Genomic DNA, 13,990 nt, shown 5'->3' on the forward strand with positions numbered 1-13,990 from the left:
GTCTGTCTGCTCCTGGCTGAAATTGCTCGGCTGTCGGATTAGGATATATACCGGCCAGGCGCATGGCAAGTTTTTTGCGGCATCGGCCCGGTGCTTCGCCATCAAGATGGTGTGGCGTCGGGGCGGGAATCACATCCGAAAGAGAAAGCACTGGGGAGCGTGGAAATCGGGCTTTTCTGCCGGGTGGGCCAGGCTCCAGTAGCTCAGCCGGGAATCCCGGTGCTTGAGCACGGTGCTGACTCCGATCCGGAGGGGGGCATCATGTGCATGGAGATTGCCGATCTCCAGTGTGGCGGTTAGGGAGAAGCTCTTCGCTGTATGTTGTATTTCGACAAACGGCGCGGTAATCCGTTCTTCCTGGCGCATGCCGGTGCGGTAGCCGGTAAAGGCGTAGACATTCCAACCCCCGCTCGGGGCAAGGTTCAGTTCCCAGTAGTTTTCGTTGCTCTCTTCCGCCCAGAACAGCTCCAGGCAGGTGGCTTGCCAGAGGTTGTCGCGCCGGTTCGCTCCGGTTGCGGCCGGCAGAATGAGATCATCCACCTTTCCTTGCAGGAGAAAGGAAAACGCCAGGACCTGACCCGCGCGCTCGATAGCGCCCTGGATGGTTATTCCGCCGGAATCCTGGCCTGGAAAAGGGTGCAGGCTGAAAGCGGTCATGTTGGTTGCAGCTCTCCGACGATTTTTTTGATCGCGCGCTCCTGGGCCTCGATGCTCTGGCAAAGGGTGAACTGGATCATGGCCCGGCGCAGGTTCTGGCCAGGGGTTCGGACCTTGAAATAGACATCCCCAGCCAGATGGTCGGAAAAAAAGCGCAACCCAAGCTCAAAGGCGATGAGGCGGACCGCGTCATATATGGAGTGATAATCGGCAACGGAAAAAAAGGAGGCGACCTCGGGCAGGTAGCCCCGCAGGATGGCAGCGCAGTAAGCAAGGTTGAACGTGATTCCGGCAAGGTCCGCCTCTTCGCCGGCCGGATTGCAGCAGGAGCGGAGGCAGTCGCCGATGTCGTAATGGAGCAACCCGGGTTTGACGGTGTCCAGATCGATGAGGCTGATGGCCTGGCCGGTGTCGCGGGCAAAGAGGATGTTGGCCAGCTTGGGATCGCCGTGGATCGGGCAGAGGGCCAATTCTCCCCGCAGGCGCGCGGCTTCGAGCACCTCTGCCCCGTCTTGGCGTTCACCGATGAAGCGGCGGCAGAAAATGGCCTGCTCCGAGTGATCGGGCCGGGGCGGCGAGGCGGCCAGGGCCTCGTATGCGGCCAGATAGCCGGGGGTGACATGGAAGCCTGGCAGGGTGTCGTGCAGCAGATGCACGGGCAGGTCGTGGATCAGCCCATGGAAGAAGCCCAGCCCCCGGCCAGACTCTTCGGCTTGGGACTCGCTTTTGATGGTGGCGAAGCTCTTGCATCCGGCGATAAAGGTCTGGACCCGCCACAGGGCTCCGGTTTGATCCCGGCAATAATCAGCGCCGTTCCGGCAGGGGACGATGTTCGGCAGCTCCCAGCGGCGGTTCGGCTGCGTCCGCAGTTTGGGGCGGACATGGTCGTCGAGCACCCGCAGGTTGTGCATGATGTGTTCGGGTTTTGGGAAGACCGCGGGGTTGAGGCGTTGCAGGATAAAGTCCAGGGTGGTCTGGCCGTCTGCGACCCGGACCAGATAGGTGTCGTTGACATTGCCGGAGCCGTACTCAGCCACGGATCGTATCTCGCCTGGCAAGGCGAACTGTCGGACGATGGCGGCGGGATCGGTCACGGGGATTGCCGGTAAGGTCCGCTCTAGCGGAACAGGTAATGCTTGCGAACCGCGGTATGCACCTGCCACTGGCAATCCAACCCCTGGGGGAAGGTCACATAATCGCCGGGCACGATGTGCACGGTCTGGTCCGCGGTGGTCACGGTGATCTCGCCATCGAGAATATAGCAGGATTCTTCCTGGTCGTAATGCCAGGGAAAGGTCGAAGGCTCGCATTGCCAGATCGGCCAGCCGTCCAGGCGCAGGGAGTCGCGTTTTTTTGGGGAGAGTTTTTCAATGGTGATCGGCATGGCGGATCCTTGGTGAAGGGTTAGGGATTGTTGTTAACAGATAGCCGTGGGCTCTCTCTTTGTCAATTCCTAAGACCAGGGGCGCGAGGTATGGCTTGCCAAAAAAAGTATCGCCAGATATAAAAATGGAAGCAACCGGGATGGTTCGGCAATTATGGTCAGGGGGCGGCGGCGAGGCCTGTCTTTGGCCACAGGGGAGAAGATGATGACTGGCGGTTTTGAAGAGAAAAGAAAAGAAGAGAGGGTGTATTTCTCTCCGGGAGAAAATATTTGCGGGGTCTTTGTTTTTCCTGATTTCGAGCGATTTTCCTTTTCCGCGTTGCTTCTCGATCTGAGCCTGGGGGGGGTGCACTTCACCCTGAAACGGGAGGAGTGGAATGCTCTGGAGCTTGGCCGTCAGCTCGTTCTGGCCCGGCTGGTCAAGGGGGATGAGATTGTCTGCGACAGGGCCATGCCGCTTACCGTGCGCTGGATTCTGGACCTTCCCATGGTGAGCAGCGTCAGCGTTGGCTGCGAGTTTGACGAATTGCCGGAAGACGACCGGAAGAAGCTGCGGTCTTTTCTGACCCGGGAATCGGCCGCCGGTCCGGGCCGCGTTGGCGACAGCGCCTGCTGACCGGATTGCCCGGTTGCTGCATCGACCAGGCGAAAAGGCTCAGAAAATCATCTTCGTTCGGGAAGATATCATCCGGCACCAGTTCCTGCCCCATGCTGAGCGCCGCTCTGTACCGTGCGCAATCGCCAAAATTCCCCGAGCAGTACAATCCGGTGAAATACTCGCGCATCTCCTGTTCCTCTTCGTGCACAGTGAAGAAAACGCATTTTTTCGACAGGTTGCAGTGGCTCATGCCGGTTCCTTTGTGTGCTGATGCCAGGAGCGTCCGTCAGGGAAGGGGGGACAGATATCCGACACTCTACCTGAGCTGGCCTGGAAAATATATGGGGAACAGTCAGTAAACCGGGGTGGGGGAAGGTCGGTACTCTCTTGGGAAATCAGGTGATGCCGAGAATCTTGAGAGGGTTGATTCGCCAGCGTTTTGCGCATTCATAGCCGATGATGCGCTCTTCGCCGCCCTTGCCGTTGGGCTTGGAAAGATCGATGTCCTTCGGGCTGACCGCCCAGTCGCGTTTGGTGTCATAGACGAGACGAACCACTGGGCACAGCAGGCTGTCGGTCGATTCAACCACCACGCCGAGCATGCCGCTTTGTAACTGCACCAGGGTGCCGGCCGGATAGATGCCGATGCACCGGATGAAGCGGTGCACCAATTCTTCGTTGAAATGGCTGCGGCTCCAGCCATAGAGTTTGCGCAGCACCTCCACCTGGTCGATGCCGTTGCGGTAGCAGCGGTCCGAGGTCAGGGCGTCGAAAACGTCGGCAATGGCGGCCATCTGTCCGCCCAGGCTGATGGCCTTACCGTTCAGGCCGTAAGGATAGCCGGTGCCGTCGAATCGCTCATGGTGTTCCATGGCGATCTGGGCCGCGGACAGCGGAAGGTTGTGGGTGTCGGCCAGTATTTCCCTGCAGCAGACCACATGCTGCTGGATCTTTTTAAACTCCGCATCGCTGAGAGCGCTGGGTTTGTTGAGAATGGCCAGGGGAACGGCCATCTTGCCAACGTCATGCAGCAGCCCGCCCAACCCGATGGCCCTGGTGGTTTCCTGGTCAAAGCCCATGGTCCGGCAAAAAGCCAGGAGCAGGACGCCCACGCTCACCGAATGGTCGAAGGTGTATTCATCCTTTTTGCGCAAGCGCATGAGCAGGAAAAGCGCGTCCTTGTTGTGGCAGATGGAGTTGTCCATCTCGCCCACTGCCGCCTCGGCCTCGTGGGTTCGAACCTTCTTTCCGGCCCGGACGTCGGCGAGGATGTTCCTTGCGGCCAGACTTGCTTGTTGGCGTACTTTTTGAGCCCGGACAATCTCATGGTGGACCGGGATATGCTTGAGTTCGCGGTCAACCCGCGCTGTTTGCGGGGTGATAATGTGCTTGAACTCCACGGGCGGCGGGAATTTTTCCGGCGTACTCTCAACCGGGGCCGGATCAGGGCCCGGCTCGATTTCGATGTAGGCATGGGTCACGCCCCAGGTCTTGAGGCGTTCGAGATCCTCCCGGCTTTTGATCCTTTTGCGGTTGAAGAGAAAGGGGTGATCCAGCCAGCCGCAATCAAAGCGCTTGATATGTGTCCCGGGCTGGAGTTCTTCGATGGGAACCTTCTTGATCATGGCAGGCTCGGGCTGGCGGCATTGGGCGTTATGGTTTCGGAATAGATTGCGGATCCACTCCCATTACTATACGCCAAGGCCCGGCGAGGGGCAAGAAGGTTGCTGTGCGCCCGGACCAATATGCAGCGGCCCGATTGCGGGCCCCGTTTTTTACAACCCCAGGTTTTTGCCTTGCCGGATAAAGGTGGGGATGGCGAGATATCTTTCCTGGGCAATGATTTTTGGGCACCTGGGAACCATCTCCAGGGCGGGGTGGTTTGTGCTCTCCTTTTTGGGCCCATGGGGCGCGGTGAAAAAGGAAGTTGTCATGCACCGGTTAAGGGCGGAGAGAAATCCTTGCGTGAAGCCGTGCTCTGTATGATACATTTTTTTCCTCCAGATGAAAAAGTTGGGTTGTGTTTTGTTCTGAACAGAGCCTATCATGCCAGGTAGGACAAATGGTGTCCTACCTGTAAACTTTTTTTTGCAAACAATATGGCAAAAGACAAAACTCAGCTTTTACGCCTGCTCTTCATCGACCGCAAGATCCGCGAGGGGATGAAAAGCGGGATCATGGCCAACTGCGGCTCCATGGCGGCCGAATATGAGGTGAGCGCCAAGAGCATTCTGCGGGATATCGACTATTTGCGCAGTCAGCGGGATGCGCCCATTGCCTACGATGCCACCAAGCGGGGCTATTACTACACCGAGGAAAATTACGCCCTGCCCGCCATCTCCTTGAACGAGAGCGATCTGTTCGCCATCTGCATCGCGGAAAAAGCCCTGCGGATGCATGAGGATACGCCCATATACCGCAAGCTCCAGAAGGTGTTCCGCAAAATCGAGGATTCCCTGCCCGATAAGGTCTCCATCCATCCCGGCTGGGTGGAAGACAAGCTCTCGGTGATCCCGGAGCGGCAAACCCGGCTTGCGCCGGAGGTGTGGGAGGCGGTGTCGGCGGGCTTGGGGAACAACCGGACGGTGGCCATCTCCTATCGCAAACCAGGCGGGCGGGAGAGCACCGAGCGGCGGGTTGATCCCTACCATCTGACGCGCTACCAGGGGGAGTGGTACCTCATCGGCCACTGCCACAGGCGGGGCGCCATTGTCACCTTTGCCATGTCCAGAATCGAAACGGTCCTGCTCCTTGCCGACAGGTTTTCGGTGCCCAAAGGGTTCGACCATGCGCGCTATAGCGGGACCCAGTTCGGTATTTTCAGCGGGGAGCGAGAGGTGACGGTGAAGATCCGTTTTTCCAAGGAGCATGCCCCCTACGTTCTGGAGCGGGAATGGCATCCCGGGCAGACCCTGGTCCGGGAAAAAGACGGGGGAGTGGTGCTCGGTTTTCCTGCCCGCCACCTCTACGAGGTCAGGCGCTGGGTGTTGTCCTGGGGAAGCGGGGCAAAGGTTCTTGCCCCCAAGGAACTGGTTGATGCGTTGCGTGGGGAGCTTGGTGCCGCGCTGGCGGATTACGGACCGGCCACGAAAGAGGTGGCTTCGTGAGCACGGTTGGGCGCGGGGACGGGATGGTCCGCTGGCTGCTGCTGATCCTTTTTCTGGCTGGGCTTGCCGGCTGCGCTCCGATTGGGCCGGAGGATGGAGGCGCGGCCCGGACAGCCACGAAACAGGAACTGGCCCTGCTGGGGCACACCATCCAGGTCGGCGCCTTTGCCAAGCTGGATAACGCGGTCCGGTTGATGCAAAAACTTGATGGACTGGGGCTTGACGCCTATTATTACCGCCATGCCGACGGCTTGTACAAGGTGCGGTTCGGGGATTATCCCTCGCGGAAGGAAGCGGCTTCCCAGGCCGCGCGGTTGCGCAAGGCCGGGGTGATTGAGGCATACTATCTGGTCGCGCCGGGGGAATATGCCGCCGCCCGCTTCCGCCACTACGAGGATGCCGCCTTGCGGAGGATGCTGGTGAGCACCGCGCAGGGGTTTCTCGGGATTGCCTATGAATGGGGCGGGGAGTCGGTGGAAAGGGGCTTTGATTGCAGCGGGCTGACCATGACCACCTACAAGCTCAACGGCCTCAATCTGCCGCGTAATTCCAGAGCCCAGTTCCAGGCGGGAATCCCGGTGGGCCGTGAAGACCTCGCCCCTGGGGATCTGGTGTTTTTTGCCACCAACGGGGATAGGACGGTATCCCATGTGGGGATCTATACCGGAAACGGCAGATTCATCCACGCGCCCAAAAAAGGGGAGACCATCCGGCAGAGTTCGCTGCGCAACGGCTATTACGAAGGGTGTTATCTGGGGGCGCGGACTTACCTGGGCAAGGATGGGTGACCGGTCCCCCTGTCTCCTGCATGGTTTCTGATTTTGCCGCCTGCTTCCCGCCGCGGGCAAAAATGATGCTTGGGTGTGGAAATATTAAAGAAAAGAGAAAGGATACCGATAGTTGTGGTGTTGGGAGTATTGCTTCGGAATGGCTGGCAAACGATCAGGACTCAGGAAGGAAATCTCTAATGCAGAAGTGGCAGATAAACGGAACCATTCAGTGGCTGTGCGAGGAATGCGCCAAAGCCAATTCCCATGTGTTTTTGCTGTATCAGCATCAATGGCTCGGCGAGGAAAAGGATCTTGCCGCCTCCTGCGATTGCTGCCGGTGCAAGGATGTGACCGTTGCCCGCCTCGGCAAGCTGCGCTGGCTGCTCTATCCCTTTCTGTGCCTGGCGCCGCGGCAGTGGCCGGCCATGACCAGGGCGGTGCGCCGGGCCAAGTGAGGATTGGCTGATCCTGGCTCAGGCGTGTTTTTCGGTGGTGGAGGTTCCTCTCCCCATGGATTTCAGTGTCCGGGGTGATTTTTTCAGAAGGGCAAGGTAAACAGGGTCGGGATCAGGGCAGTGCGGTCCTTGCAGTATTCAAGAATCTCCAGCAGCATGAATATCCACATGAATATACTCGCATGGATCATGGAGCGGAACAGTACCTTCGGGTAGACGGTAAAGCTCTCCTGGGAGGTGTATGTCTTGAAGGTCGGCAAGATTCTGCCGACTCGCTTGGAATAGTCGGCATACTCCTGTCCGAAAAAATGGAGCAACCGTGTCTCCTCACCCCTGATGACGAAGTAATAATAGACAAAAAATGGGAGGATGATCGCCAGAAGGGTCAGTTTCTGGGCGCTCAAAATGATGCCGACCGCTCCAAACAGTGAAAAGAGATAGAGCGGATTTCTGGAGATGGAGTACGGGCCGTCCTGGCACAATTCTTCGTCCTTTCGTCCGCCGATGTAAACGGTGGCCCAGATCCTGCCCAGGGTTGCGAAGACAATCAGCACATAGCCCACAAGTTCCAAAAACTCGTATAGTTGGCTTTCCCTGTACGGCGAGTCCGAAAAAAGAACGCTGAAGACGAAGAAAAGCCCGGCAATCCAGCTAAACCCAAGCCGGTAGCGTTCCGCTGCGGTATGCATGATGATTCGTTCTCCCCGAAAGAGTTGAGACAGGTTTCTATCGGATCGCCTTTTTCAGGTCAAGGCCGATGGCGCCGGTGATTGTCGCGCCCCGGAGGTTGGCTTGTTCGAGGTTGGCCCCGGTCAGGTCGGCGCGCTCCAGGTTGGCTCCGGCCAGATCTGCCCCGGCCAGGTTGGCGCCGGAGAGGTCGGCGCTTGTCAGATTAGCCCCCTTCAGGTTTGCCCATTTGAGGTTGGCCTTGACGAGGGTGGCGTTTGTGAGATTGGCCCCGGCCAGGTTGGCGCGTATCAGGCTGGCTTCGGCCAGGTTGGCGCCCTGCAGGTTGCAGCCCGGGCAGTTCTGGCTCATGCCGCGGTAAATCATGCCCAGATCCCGGTTGGCCGCTTGCGGACTGGAGCCCTGGTTGGTCTCCTGGATTGTGGGGGTGGATACCGGCGGGGCGATCGGTTCCTCCACCACCACATCGGGAGAGGTGGTGGCGGCGGTCCGTCTGCTTGGCTGCTTCCGCTTGGAGGCGGCGCGTTTCTCTGCCGGTCTTTCTTTAACGCCGGGTGTTATGGTGAAATAACTCGATTTTATGCCGCTCTCCGTATACAGGTGATACTCTTCCCCTTTGCGAAACACATCGTAGCAGATCTCCTCGCCGAAGCCCCAGCGCTTGAATCGGAGGCAGAGCTTGTCGTCTTCCGTTGCCCAGGTCCCGTCATTTTTCTCCGTTTTGCTCTTCTCGGCGTACATCTTGCCGCTGGCGTACATCGCGATGATTGCGGTTTCACCGTATTCATGGATGGAAATGGTGTTGTCCGAAAGAAGATCGATCAGTTCCGCGCCGGTGATTTTGGTTCCTGCCCCAGCGGGTGTTTTTTCCGAGGTGCTTGTCTCCTCTTGCATTATGCCGCAACCGGCAACAAGAAAAAGAAGCAGGGTCAAAGGCAGGAAAAAATAACGGAATTGAGCGTTCAATGTTCTCTCCTCGTGGTTCACTGTGTCATCATCCGGGGTGCGGCAATGGCTGCGGCAAAGGGTTTCCCTGCGAAAACGGGATGCATTCCGGCCCGGAAAGGGGGGAAGCCTCGCCGTGGCGACACCTGACATCCGTTGCGTTTCCGCTCTTTCGGTAAACTTTTTTAACTTACCTGAAAAAAAAATAAAACGCCATGCCCATTGTGCGAAATTTCCCTGTTTGCCGAGACGGGTCCAAGTTTTTCAACTGGAAATTTCGCGGGTGAACGGGTATGTTGATAAATTGTCTCATTTTCTGGATTTCGGGGCGGAAGCCGCTCTTTCCACGGCAATCCGGCTCTACAAGTACAACCGGTTTTTATTGAGAGGTTTGGAGATGGTGAAAACCCTGGCAGCGACAGATAACAGCCCTGCGCAACTCCTGATCCGTCTGGCTCTGGGGGTGGTGATCTTCCCCCACGGCGCGCAAAAGGTTCTCGGCTGGTTCGGGGGGCCCGGCTACGGCGCAACGGTCACCACTTTTTCCGCCCTGGGCTTTCCGTTCTGGGCCATTATCCTTTTGATGGTTTCCGAGGTGTTTGGTTCGCTGCTGCTGGTGTTTGGCCTTTTTACCAGGGTGTGGGCCCTGGCCATCGGCGTAGCCATCGCCATCTGCCTGAAAATGAACCATCTGCAGCATGGGTTTTTCATGAACTGGCTCGGGCAGCAGCAGGGCGAGGGGTATGAATACCATCTCCTGGTGCTGGGGATTGCCCTGGCCCTTGTTGTGCGGGGCGGGGGGATGCTTTCCCTGGATCGGATGCTGGCCAGGGACAAACGGCGGGGCGGACTCGTCTTCTGAATCCCGCCTACTGGATTGTCCGCGCCTTTGGCGCTTCATACAGGCTCTGGACATCGTGTTCCGCTTCCAGTTCCGCCATCTTGGCCAAGGCCTCCTCTTCACTCATCCCCAGGCTCTCGGCAAGTTTCTTGATGTCATACAGCGGTTCCCCCTCGTCGGTGTAGCCGATTGGGGAAAGTTCGGGAAAAAATTCGCCGGTGGCAATGCTCGAGGCCTGGCTGATCATCTCCCGGATTGGCGGGGGGCCAAAGAGAAACAGCCATTTCACCGCCTCGCTCCACAGCTTGCCGTCCACGGTTTCGCTGTGCAGAACCTCAAGCGCCATGCCCAGGTCCCATTCATCCTTGAATGCCGTCATTGTTGTCCCGTAACTGTCCAGCAGCACCGCATCTGCGTTGTCATCGGCCAGCTCATGTGCACTAGCACACTTCGCCGACCTCTTCCTAGCATCTGCACCACTGCTGAACAGTTACGCTCCGTGGTTTTTTTCATTTTTTGGCTCCAGGCTGGATAGTTCGTTTTCCTTTCCTTCCCATTTTTTTTGTCCGGCCAGAATATGCTTCAGCGATTCGATCACCTTGCTGGCCTCTGTCTTGGATAGTGTCCCCGGTTCCCCGGTTTTGTAGTATTTTTTCAGGAAATTGGCGTAATGGTTGGGATCCCAGGCAAGATCTTCCACCAGGTGCTTGATGTACATCCTCTGCCGGAAGGTGATGCCCTCCCGTCTGGCGCGATAATGGCCGCTTCTGGCAAAATAGCGCATGAGCCTTTGGAAGCCGGCATCGTCCAGATCCTTGGCCGAGCGGACCCCCGCCACCTTTTCCAGGGTGTCGCGGTATTCCTCGTCGCTTGCGCCCAGCTCTTTTTTGACAATATGGATGACGGCGAGTTTTTTGTGATCCAGCACTCCGTTCTGCTCCTTCTCCTAAATTTTCCGGCCCGCTTCAGGCCAGGCCGAGCCGGGCAAGGTCGGCAAAAAACAGCTCCTCGCTTAGGAACAGATGGGTTTTCAGGCCAAGGGCTGCCGCTCTTGCAATGTGGCCCGGGTTGTCATCCACAAAGAGGGCTTGTCCGGGTTCGACCTTGAGGGTTGCGAGGACGTCGGTGAACAGGCTCGGCTCGCGCTTGGTTTTCCCGAGATGAAAGCTGTTGAAGACTCGGCTGAATTCCTGGAAGAACGGCTGACGCGCGTTGAGGCGCTCAAGCCAGTCGGTCTGGTCGCTGAGGATGACCGGGTTCAGCCCCTGTTTCCGCAGGGCGCGGACCGCGCCAAGCATCCTGGGCCGCAGGATGAAGCGGCTGAGAATGGTTTCGGTCAGCGTCCGGTCTTCGCCTCTGATGCCGGTCTGGCTGCGGAGCAGCTCCCAGTAGGCCTGTTCCGTGGTCTTGCCGGTGACGTAGCCGCAACTGTAAATGGCTTCGACACCGGTGCGGAAAAATTCAGCCGGGTCAAGATGGTTTTCCCTGGCCATGACCTCAAGCCCCAGGGTGAATCCCTCTTCGGCCAAAACGCCGCCATAGTCGAAGAGGATGGTGGTGATGGAGGAGGCGTGGGGCATGGCTCAGCGGATGGCGAGAAGGCGGCGGATCCGTTCCTGCATGGGCGGATGGGTGCTGAACAGGCTGGCCAGGGTCCCGGCGGAGAGAGGATTGACGATGTACATCTGGGCCGTGGCCGGGTTGACCTCCATGGGGCGCTGATGGTTGACCTCTTCAAGGCGCTTGAGCGCGTTGGCCAGCGAGGCCGGATGGCCGCAGATTTGGGCGCCGGTGGCATCGGCCAGGTATTCGCGGCTGCGGGAGATGGCCATCTGGATCAGGGCCGCAGCAATGGGGGCGACGATCATCATCACGATGGCGCCGAGCATCCCGCCGCCGCCCTCCTCGTCGTCGGTGCTTCTGCCCATGCCGAAGAGCATGGCCCATTGGGTCATGGTGGCCAGGGAGCTGATGGCCCCGGCCATGACCGCGGCCATGGAGCTGATCAGGATGTCGCGGTTCTTGATATGGGCCAGTTCATGGGCCAGAACCCCTTCCAGCTCTTCGCGGCTGAGAATGGTCATCAACCCACGCGTTACGGCCACCGCGGCATGGGCGGGGTTTCTGCCCGTGGCAAAGGCGTTGGGGGTGTCGCTGTCGATGACATAGACGCGGGGCTTGGGCAGTCCGGCCCGCATCGCCAGCCCTGCAACCAGGCTGTGCAGCACCGGCGCCTCGCTCTGCTCCACCTCTCGGGCGCCGCCCATTTTCAGGGCCAGCTTGTCGCTGAACCAGTAGGCGAAAAAATTCATTGCCAGGGCCATGAGCAGAGCCACGGTCATGCCGCTTTGGCCGCCCATGGCCTGTCCGGCCACCATGAAGAGGGCGGTCAAGGCCGCCATCAACATGCCTGTTTTTATCGTGTTTCCCATGGATATCCTCGTTGCCTGTTGGTGGGCATGTTCAGCCGTTCGTATAGCCCTCGTAGTGTCAGGGAATATAATTCGTGTCGTATCCAAGTCAAGGGGACTATGGCTTGAAATGTCAGCGCGGCATGGGCCATTCCTGTTCGCGGTTTTCGGCAAGATAACAGAAGCGGTCCCACTCCACCTCCCGGCCGGAAACCGGGCACCGGAGCTGGACTTTGCGTTCGCCCAGGCCGATCACCTGCCAGTCGCCGCTGCGCGGACCCCCGGCAATGTGAATCCTCTGGCCGACGACAAAGGGGAAGGGGTTAAAAACAGCGACCTGATGGAGGGGCATGGCAATAATCCTTGTGGTTGCAATTCAAGGCAGGTAGACGAGCAGGGCCCCGCTTTTGTCCCGGTCCTTTTTTTCCCAGAGATAGGCGAGGATTGTTCCGTTGCTTTTCATGATCTTCAGCCTGGCCTCGATGACGTCCTTGAGCACCGAGCCTTCCGGCGAGTGGAGCCCCTTGCCGGTTATAACCAGGACGGTTTGCAGATGATTGCGCCGGGCTCGGGCCAGGAAATTTTCCGTTTTTATTTCCGCCTCGGAACCGGTGCAGCCATGGAGATCGAGCCTCTCCTGGGGCGGGGGAGAGCTTTGTATCGTTGCTTGCAGCGCTTGGGCAGGGGTTGGCAGTTCCTCTTTTTCCGTGAGGATTTCGGTAAGGGTTGCGGCGGGAATCCCGCTCGCCAGGGCGCTGGCGAAGCTGTGCGGGAGGTCGTTTTCCTGGCCTTGGCAAAAAAGAACGCCCAGGTCCTCGCTGGCCGTCAATTTGCGGATGGGCTGTTTCCCGGTCTTTTTTTTCGAGCCCCTGACGGCGGGCTCTGCCTGCCGTGGGGAGCGGTTTGGTTTGCGCATCGATCTCGGCAAAGGAAAGAGGGGAAGAAGAAAGTGTTGCGTATCTAAAAATATGCATAGCGTTTTTCAGGAGAAGAGACAAGAGACAAAAAATACCCGGCCAAAGGCAGGGACTGCAAAGGGTTGCGGATCCCCCTGCGCAAAGGGCCAAAAAAAATCTGGTTTGCCATTCCCATTCCTGGTACTCTCTTCCCAAGCCGTAGTAAATTTCCCTCCTTTTTCGAGGAGATAGTTTTCGCGCCCGGGCCGGTTGCCGTGGGTGCGGGTAAGGTTTGACCGCCGGACCGCAAACCAGAGAGGGCCTCTGCCGCATGGATAAACAGATACATTGTATTGTGACCGGCGAACGGGGAGAAATCCGTTCGTTTGCCCTTTCCAGACAGACCGTCAAGGTTGTGCTGGGTCTCTGTTGTTTTTTCCTGTTCGGCAGCGGGTTCGGTTGGTTTTCCTCCGGGGAAAATATCGTGTTGCGCAAGCAGCTTGCGCAAGTGCAAAAGGAGCTGGACGTCACCGTCGCCTCGAACGCCAGCCTGCAGGCGCGGACTGCCAAGCAGGAGCAAGAGCAGCAGGCCCTGTTGAACGCCGCCCTGACCGACCTGAAACACAAGAGCCGGGTTATCGAATCGATCCTCGCTTCGGTGGGGGTGAATCTCGAAGTGCACGAAAGCGCGAAAGGCGCGGGCGGACCTTTCACCCGGCAGCCTCAGGATTCCTACGAAGGCCTGACCCTGAGGGTGGACCATTATGTGGATACCATCCAGTCCGTGCCTTTGGGCGCGCCGGTCCGGGGAACCATTACCTCCCAGTTCGGCGGACGGCTCGATCCCATCAACGGGCAACCCGCCTTCCACAGCGGGGTTGACATCAGAAATAATCCCGGCGCCAAGATCATTGCCCCGGCGGGCGGCGTTGTTGTCGCCAGCGGTTATGACAACGGGCACGGCAACTTTATCGTCGTGGATCACGGCAACAGATTCCAGACCAGCTATTTCCACTTGCAGAAGGGGTTTGTCAAGACCGGCGAGGCCGTGACCAGAGGGCAGGGCCTCGGACTGGTGGGCAACTCGGGGAGAAGCACCGGGGCCCATCTGCATTATGAAATAAAATACCGGGACAAGTTGATCGATCCGGTCAAGTTTATCCAGGTGCCTTCCCGCGCCGCCGCCTTGCAGACGAAGCAGGCCGCGGCAATGGCCAAATGATGCGGCTCCGGGCGTTG

General features: G+C 58.5%; 19 protein-coding genes. 6 read left to right on the plus strand and 13 right to left on the minus strand.

All coding sequences use genetic code 11. From position 1 onward, the window contains the following. Positions 1-129 precede the first annotated feature (129 nt). Genes MWR57_RS13345 through MWR57_RS13355 form a run of 3 tightly spaced genes read right to left on the minus strand, consistent with a single transcriptional unit; the run spans position 130 to position 2,035 of the window. The gene (locus MWR57_RS13345; protein ID WP_423125319.1) at positions 130-657 is read right to left on the minus strand and encodes a DOMON-like domain-containing protein; all 528 of its coding nucleotides are present in this window, start codon (positions 655-657) and stop codon (positions 130-132) included. Beyond that, on the minus strand, positions 654-1,751 hold the full coding sequence (locus MWR57_RS13350) for a phosphotransferase enzyme family protein (RefSeq protein WP_423125320.1): 1,098 nt from the start codon (positions 1,749-1,751) through the stop codon (positions 654-656). The genes MWR57_RS13345 and MWR57_RS13350 overlap by 4 nt, the downstream gene beginning before the upstream one ends. Before the next feature lie 23 nt (positions 1,752-1,774). Beyond that, positions 1,775-2,035: a cupin domain-containing protein gene (locus MWR57_RS13355; protein WP_479723981.1), complete on the minus strand. Its 261-nt coding sequence runs from the start codon at positions 2,033-2,035 to the stop codon at positions 1,775-1,777. 208 nt (positions 2,036-2,243) lie between these two features. Between MWR57_RS13355 and MWR57_RS13360 the strand changes: the two genes are divergently transcribed. Beyond that, the gene (locus tag MWR57_RS13360; protein ID WP_423125322.1) at positions 2,244-2,657 is read left to right on the plus strand and encodes a PilZ domain-containing protein; all 414 of its coding nucleotides are present in this window, start codon (positions 2,244-2,246) and stop codon (positions 2,655-2,657) included. 377 nt (positions 2,658-3,034) lie between these two features. On the opposite strand, the gene MWR57_RS13365 is transcribed toward MWR57_RS13360, so the two are convergent. Both MWR57_RS13365 and MWR57_RS13370 read right to left on the minus strand, forming a co-directional pair. Next, positions 3,035-4,264: a cyclic di-GMP phosphodiesterase gene (locus tag MWR57_RS13365; RefSeq protein ID WP_423125323.1), complete on the minus strand. Its 1,230-nt coding sequence runs from the start codon at positions 4,262-4,264 to the stop codon at positions 3,035-3,037. A gap of 150 nt (positions 4,265-4,414) precedes the next feature. After that, on the minus strand, positions 4,415-4,630 hold the full coding sequence (locus MWR57_RS13370) for a hypothetical protein (RefSeq protein WP_423125324.1): 216 nt from the start codon (positions 4,628-4,630) through the stop codon (positions 4,415-4,417). A gap of 108 nt (positions 4,631-4,738) precedes the next feature. Between MWR57_RS13370 and MWR57_RS13375 the strand changes: the two genes are divergently transcribed. The 3 genes from MWR57_RS13375 to MWR57_RS13385 all read left to right on the plus strand — a co-directional run bounded on the left by MWR57_RS13375 (position 4,739) and on the right by MWR57_RS13385 (position 6,971). Continuing rightward, the gene (locus MWR57_RS13375) at positions 4,739-5,746 is read left to right on the plus strand and encodes a helix-turn-helix transcriptional regulator (RefSeq protein ID WP_423125325.1); all 1,008 of its coding nucleotides are present in this window, start codon (positions 4,739-4,741) and stop codon (positions 5,744-5,746) included. After that, positions 5,743-6,534: a C40 family peptidase gene (locus tag MWR57_RS13380; protein WP_423125326.1), complete on the plus strand. Its 792-nt coding sequence runs from the start codon at positions 5,743-5,745 to the stop codon at positions 6,532-6,534. The genes MWR57_RS13375 and MWR57_RS13380 overlap by 4 nt, the downstream gene beginning before the upstream one ends. A 179-nt stretch (positions 6,535-6,713) precedes the next feature. Then, positions 6,714-6,971, plus strand: a complete 258-nt coding sequence (locus MWR57_RS13385) for a hypothetical protein (protein WP_423125327.1) — start codon at positions 6,714-6,716, stop codon at positions 6,969-6,971. Between the two features lie 83 nt (positions 6,972-7,054). Here MWR57_RS13385 and MWR57_RS13390 read toward each other — a convergent pair whose 3' ends face one another. Both MWR57_RS13390 and MWR57_RS13395 read right to left on the minus strand, forming a co-directional pair. Continuing rightward, complete coding sequence (locus tag MWR57_RS13390) at positions 7,055-7,660, minus strand: methyltransferase family protein (RefSeq protein WP_423125328.1); 606 nt, start codon at positions 7,658-7,660, stop codon at positions 7,055-7,057. 37 nt (positions 7,661-7,697) lie between these two features. Further along, a complete protein-coding gene (locus MWR57_RS13395; RefSeq protein WP_423125329.1) occupies positions 7,698-8,624 on the minus strand; it encodes a pentapeptide repeat-containing protein in 927 nt (308 codons plus the stop codon). 262 nt (positions 8,625-8,886) lie between these two features. Between MWR57_RS13395 and MWR57_RS13400 the strand changes: the two genes are divergently transcribed. Next, complete coding sequence (locus tag MWR57_RS13400; protein WP_423125330.1) at positions 8,887-9,465, plus strand: DoxX family protein; 579 nt, start codon at positions 8,887-8,889, stop codon at positions 9,463-9,465. A gap of 7 nt (positions 9,466-9,472) precedes the next feature. On the opposite strand, the gene MWR57_RS13405 is transcribed toward MWR57_RS13400, so the two are convergent. The 6 genes from MWR57_RS13405 to MWR57_RS13430 all read right to left on the minus strand — a co-directional run bounded on the left by MWR57_RS13405 (position 9,473) and on the right by MWR57_RS13430 (position 12,771). Beyond that, positions 9,473-9,823, minus strand: a complete 351-nt coding sequence (locus MWR57_RS13405) for a hypothetical protein (protein ID WP_423125331.1) — start codon at positions 9,821-9,823, stop codon at positions 9,473-9,475. A gap of 111 nt (positions 9,824-9,934) precedes the next feature. Then, positions 9,935-10,372, minus strand: coding sequence for a phage protein GemA/Gp16 family protein (locus MWR57_RS13410; RefSeq protein ID WP_423125332.1), 438 nt, complete (start codon positions 10,370-10,372; stop codon positions 9,935-9,937). A gap of 37 nt (positions 10,373-10,409) precedes the next feature. Beyond that, positions 10,410-11,024 carry an HAD family hydrolase gene (locus MWR57_RS13415; RefSeq protein ID WP_423125333.1) on the minus strand — a complete coding sequence of 205 codons (615 nt, stop codon included), beginning with the start codon at positions 11,022-11,024 and terminating at the stop codon, positions 10,410-10,412. Between the two features lie 3 nt (positions 11,025-11,027). Continuing rightward, complete coding sequence (gene htpX, locus MWR57_RS13420; protein ID WP_423125334.1) at positions 11,028-11,876, minus strand: zinc metalloprotease HtpX; 849 nt, start codon at positions 11,874-11,876, stop codon at positions 11,028-11,030. A 112-nt stretch (positions 11,877-11,988) separates the two neighbouring features. Continuing rightward, positions 11,989-12,207 (minus strand): hypothetical protein, encoded by a 219-nt coding sequence (locus tag MWR57_RS13425; protein ID WP_423125335.1) that lies wholly within the window; start codon positions 12,205-12,207, stop codon positions 11,989-11,991. 24 nt (positions 12,208-12,231) lie between these two features. Continuing rightward, on the minus strand, positions 12,232-12,771 hold the full coding sequence (locus MWR57_RS13430; protein WP_423125336.1) for a Smr/MutS family protein: 540 nt from the start codon (positions 12,769-12,771) through the stop codon (positions 12,232-12,234). A 311-nt stretch (positions 12,772-13,082) separates the two neighbouring features. On the opposite strand from MWR57_RS13430, the gene MWR57_RS13435 reads away from it, so the two are divergent. Continuing rightward, positions 13,083-13,973, plus strand: coding sequence for a M23 family metallopeptidase (locus MWR57_RS13435; protein WP_423125337.1), 891 nt, complete (start codon positions 13,083-13,085; stop codon positions 13,971-13,973). Positions 13,974-13,990: the final 17 nt, after the last annotated feature.

Origin of the sequence: Hydrosulfovibrio ferrireducens (assembly GCF_046883345.1) — a bacterium.
GTDB classification, from domain to species: Bacteria; Desulfobacterota; Desulfobulbia; order Desulfobulbales; family Desulfurivibrionaceae; genus Thiovibrio; species Thiovibrio ferrireducens.

What these genes read in the sequence shown, in the direction of transcription:
- MWR57_RS13345 (WP_423125319.1), bottom strand. Translation starts at nt 657, where the DNA reads ATGACCGCTTTCAGCCTGCACCCTTTTCCAGGCCAGGATTCCGGCGGA.
- MWR57_RS13360 (WP_423125322.1), top strand. Translation starts at nt 2,244, where the DNA reads ATGATGACTGGCGGTTTTGAAGAGAAAAGAAAAGAAGAGAGGGTGTAT.
- MWR57_RS13365 (WP_423125323.1), bottom strand. Translation starts at nt 4,264, where the DNA reads ATGATCAAGAAGGTTCCCATCGAAGAACTCCAGCCCGGGACACATATC.
- MWR57_RS13370 (WP_423125324.1), bottom strand. Translation starts at nt 4,630, where the DNA reads ATGTATCATACAGAGCACGGCTTCACGCAAGGATTTCTCTCCGCCCTT.
- MWR57_RS13375 (WP_423125325.1), top strand. Translation starts at nt 4,739, where the DNA reads ATGGCAAAAGACAAAACTCAGCTTTTACGCCTGCTCTTCATCGACCGC.
- MWR57_RS13385 (WP_423125327.1), top strand. Translation starts at nt 6,714, where the DNA reads ATGCAGAAGTGGCAGATAAACGGAACCATTCAGTGGCTGTGCGAGGAA.
- MWR57_RS13390 (WP_423125328.1), bottom strand. Translation starts at nt 7,660, where the DNA reads ATGCATACCGCAGCGGAACGCTACCGGCTTGGGTTTAGCTGGATTGCC.
- MWR57_RS13405 (WP_423125331.1), bottom strand. Translation starts at nt 9,823, where the DNA reads ATGACGGCATTCAAGGATGAATGGGACCTGGGCATGGCGCTTGAGGTT.
- MWR57_RS13415 (WP_423125333.1), bottom strand. Translation starts at nt 11,024, where the DNA reads ATGCCCCACGCCTCCTCCATCACCACCATCCTCTTCGACTATGGCGGC.
- htpX (WP_423125334.1), bottom strand. Translation starts at nt 11,876, where the DNA reads ATGGGAAACACGATAAAAACAGGCATGTTGATGGCGGCCTTGACCGCC.
- MWR57_RS13425 (WP_423125335.1), bottom strand. Translation starts at nt 12,207, where the DNA reads ATGCCCCTCCATCAGGTCGCTGTTTTTAACCCCTTCCCCTTTGTCGTC.
- MWR57_RS13430 (WP_423125336.1), bottom strand. Translation starts at nt 12,771, where the DNA reads ATGCGCAAACCAAACCGCTCCCCACGGCAGGCAGAGCCCGCCGTCAGG.
- MWR57_RS13435 (WP_423125337.1), top strand. Translation starts at nt 13,083, where the DNA reads ATGGATAAACAGATACATTGTATTGTGACCGGCGAACGGGGAGAAATC.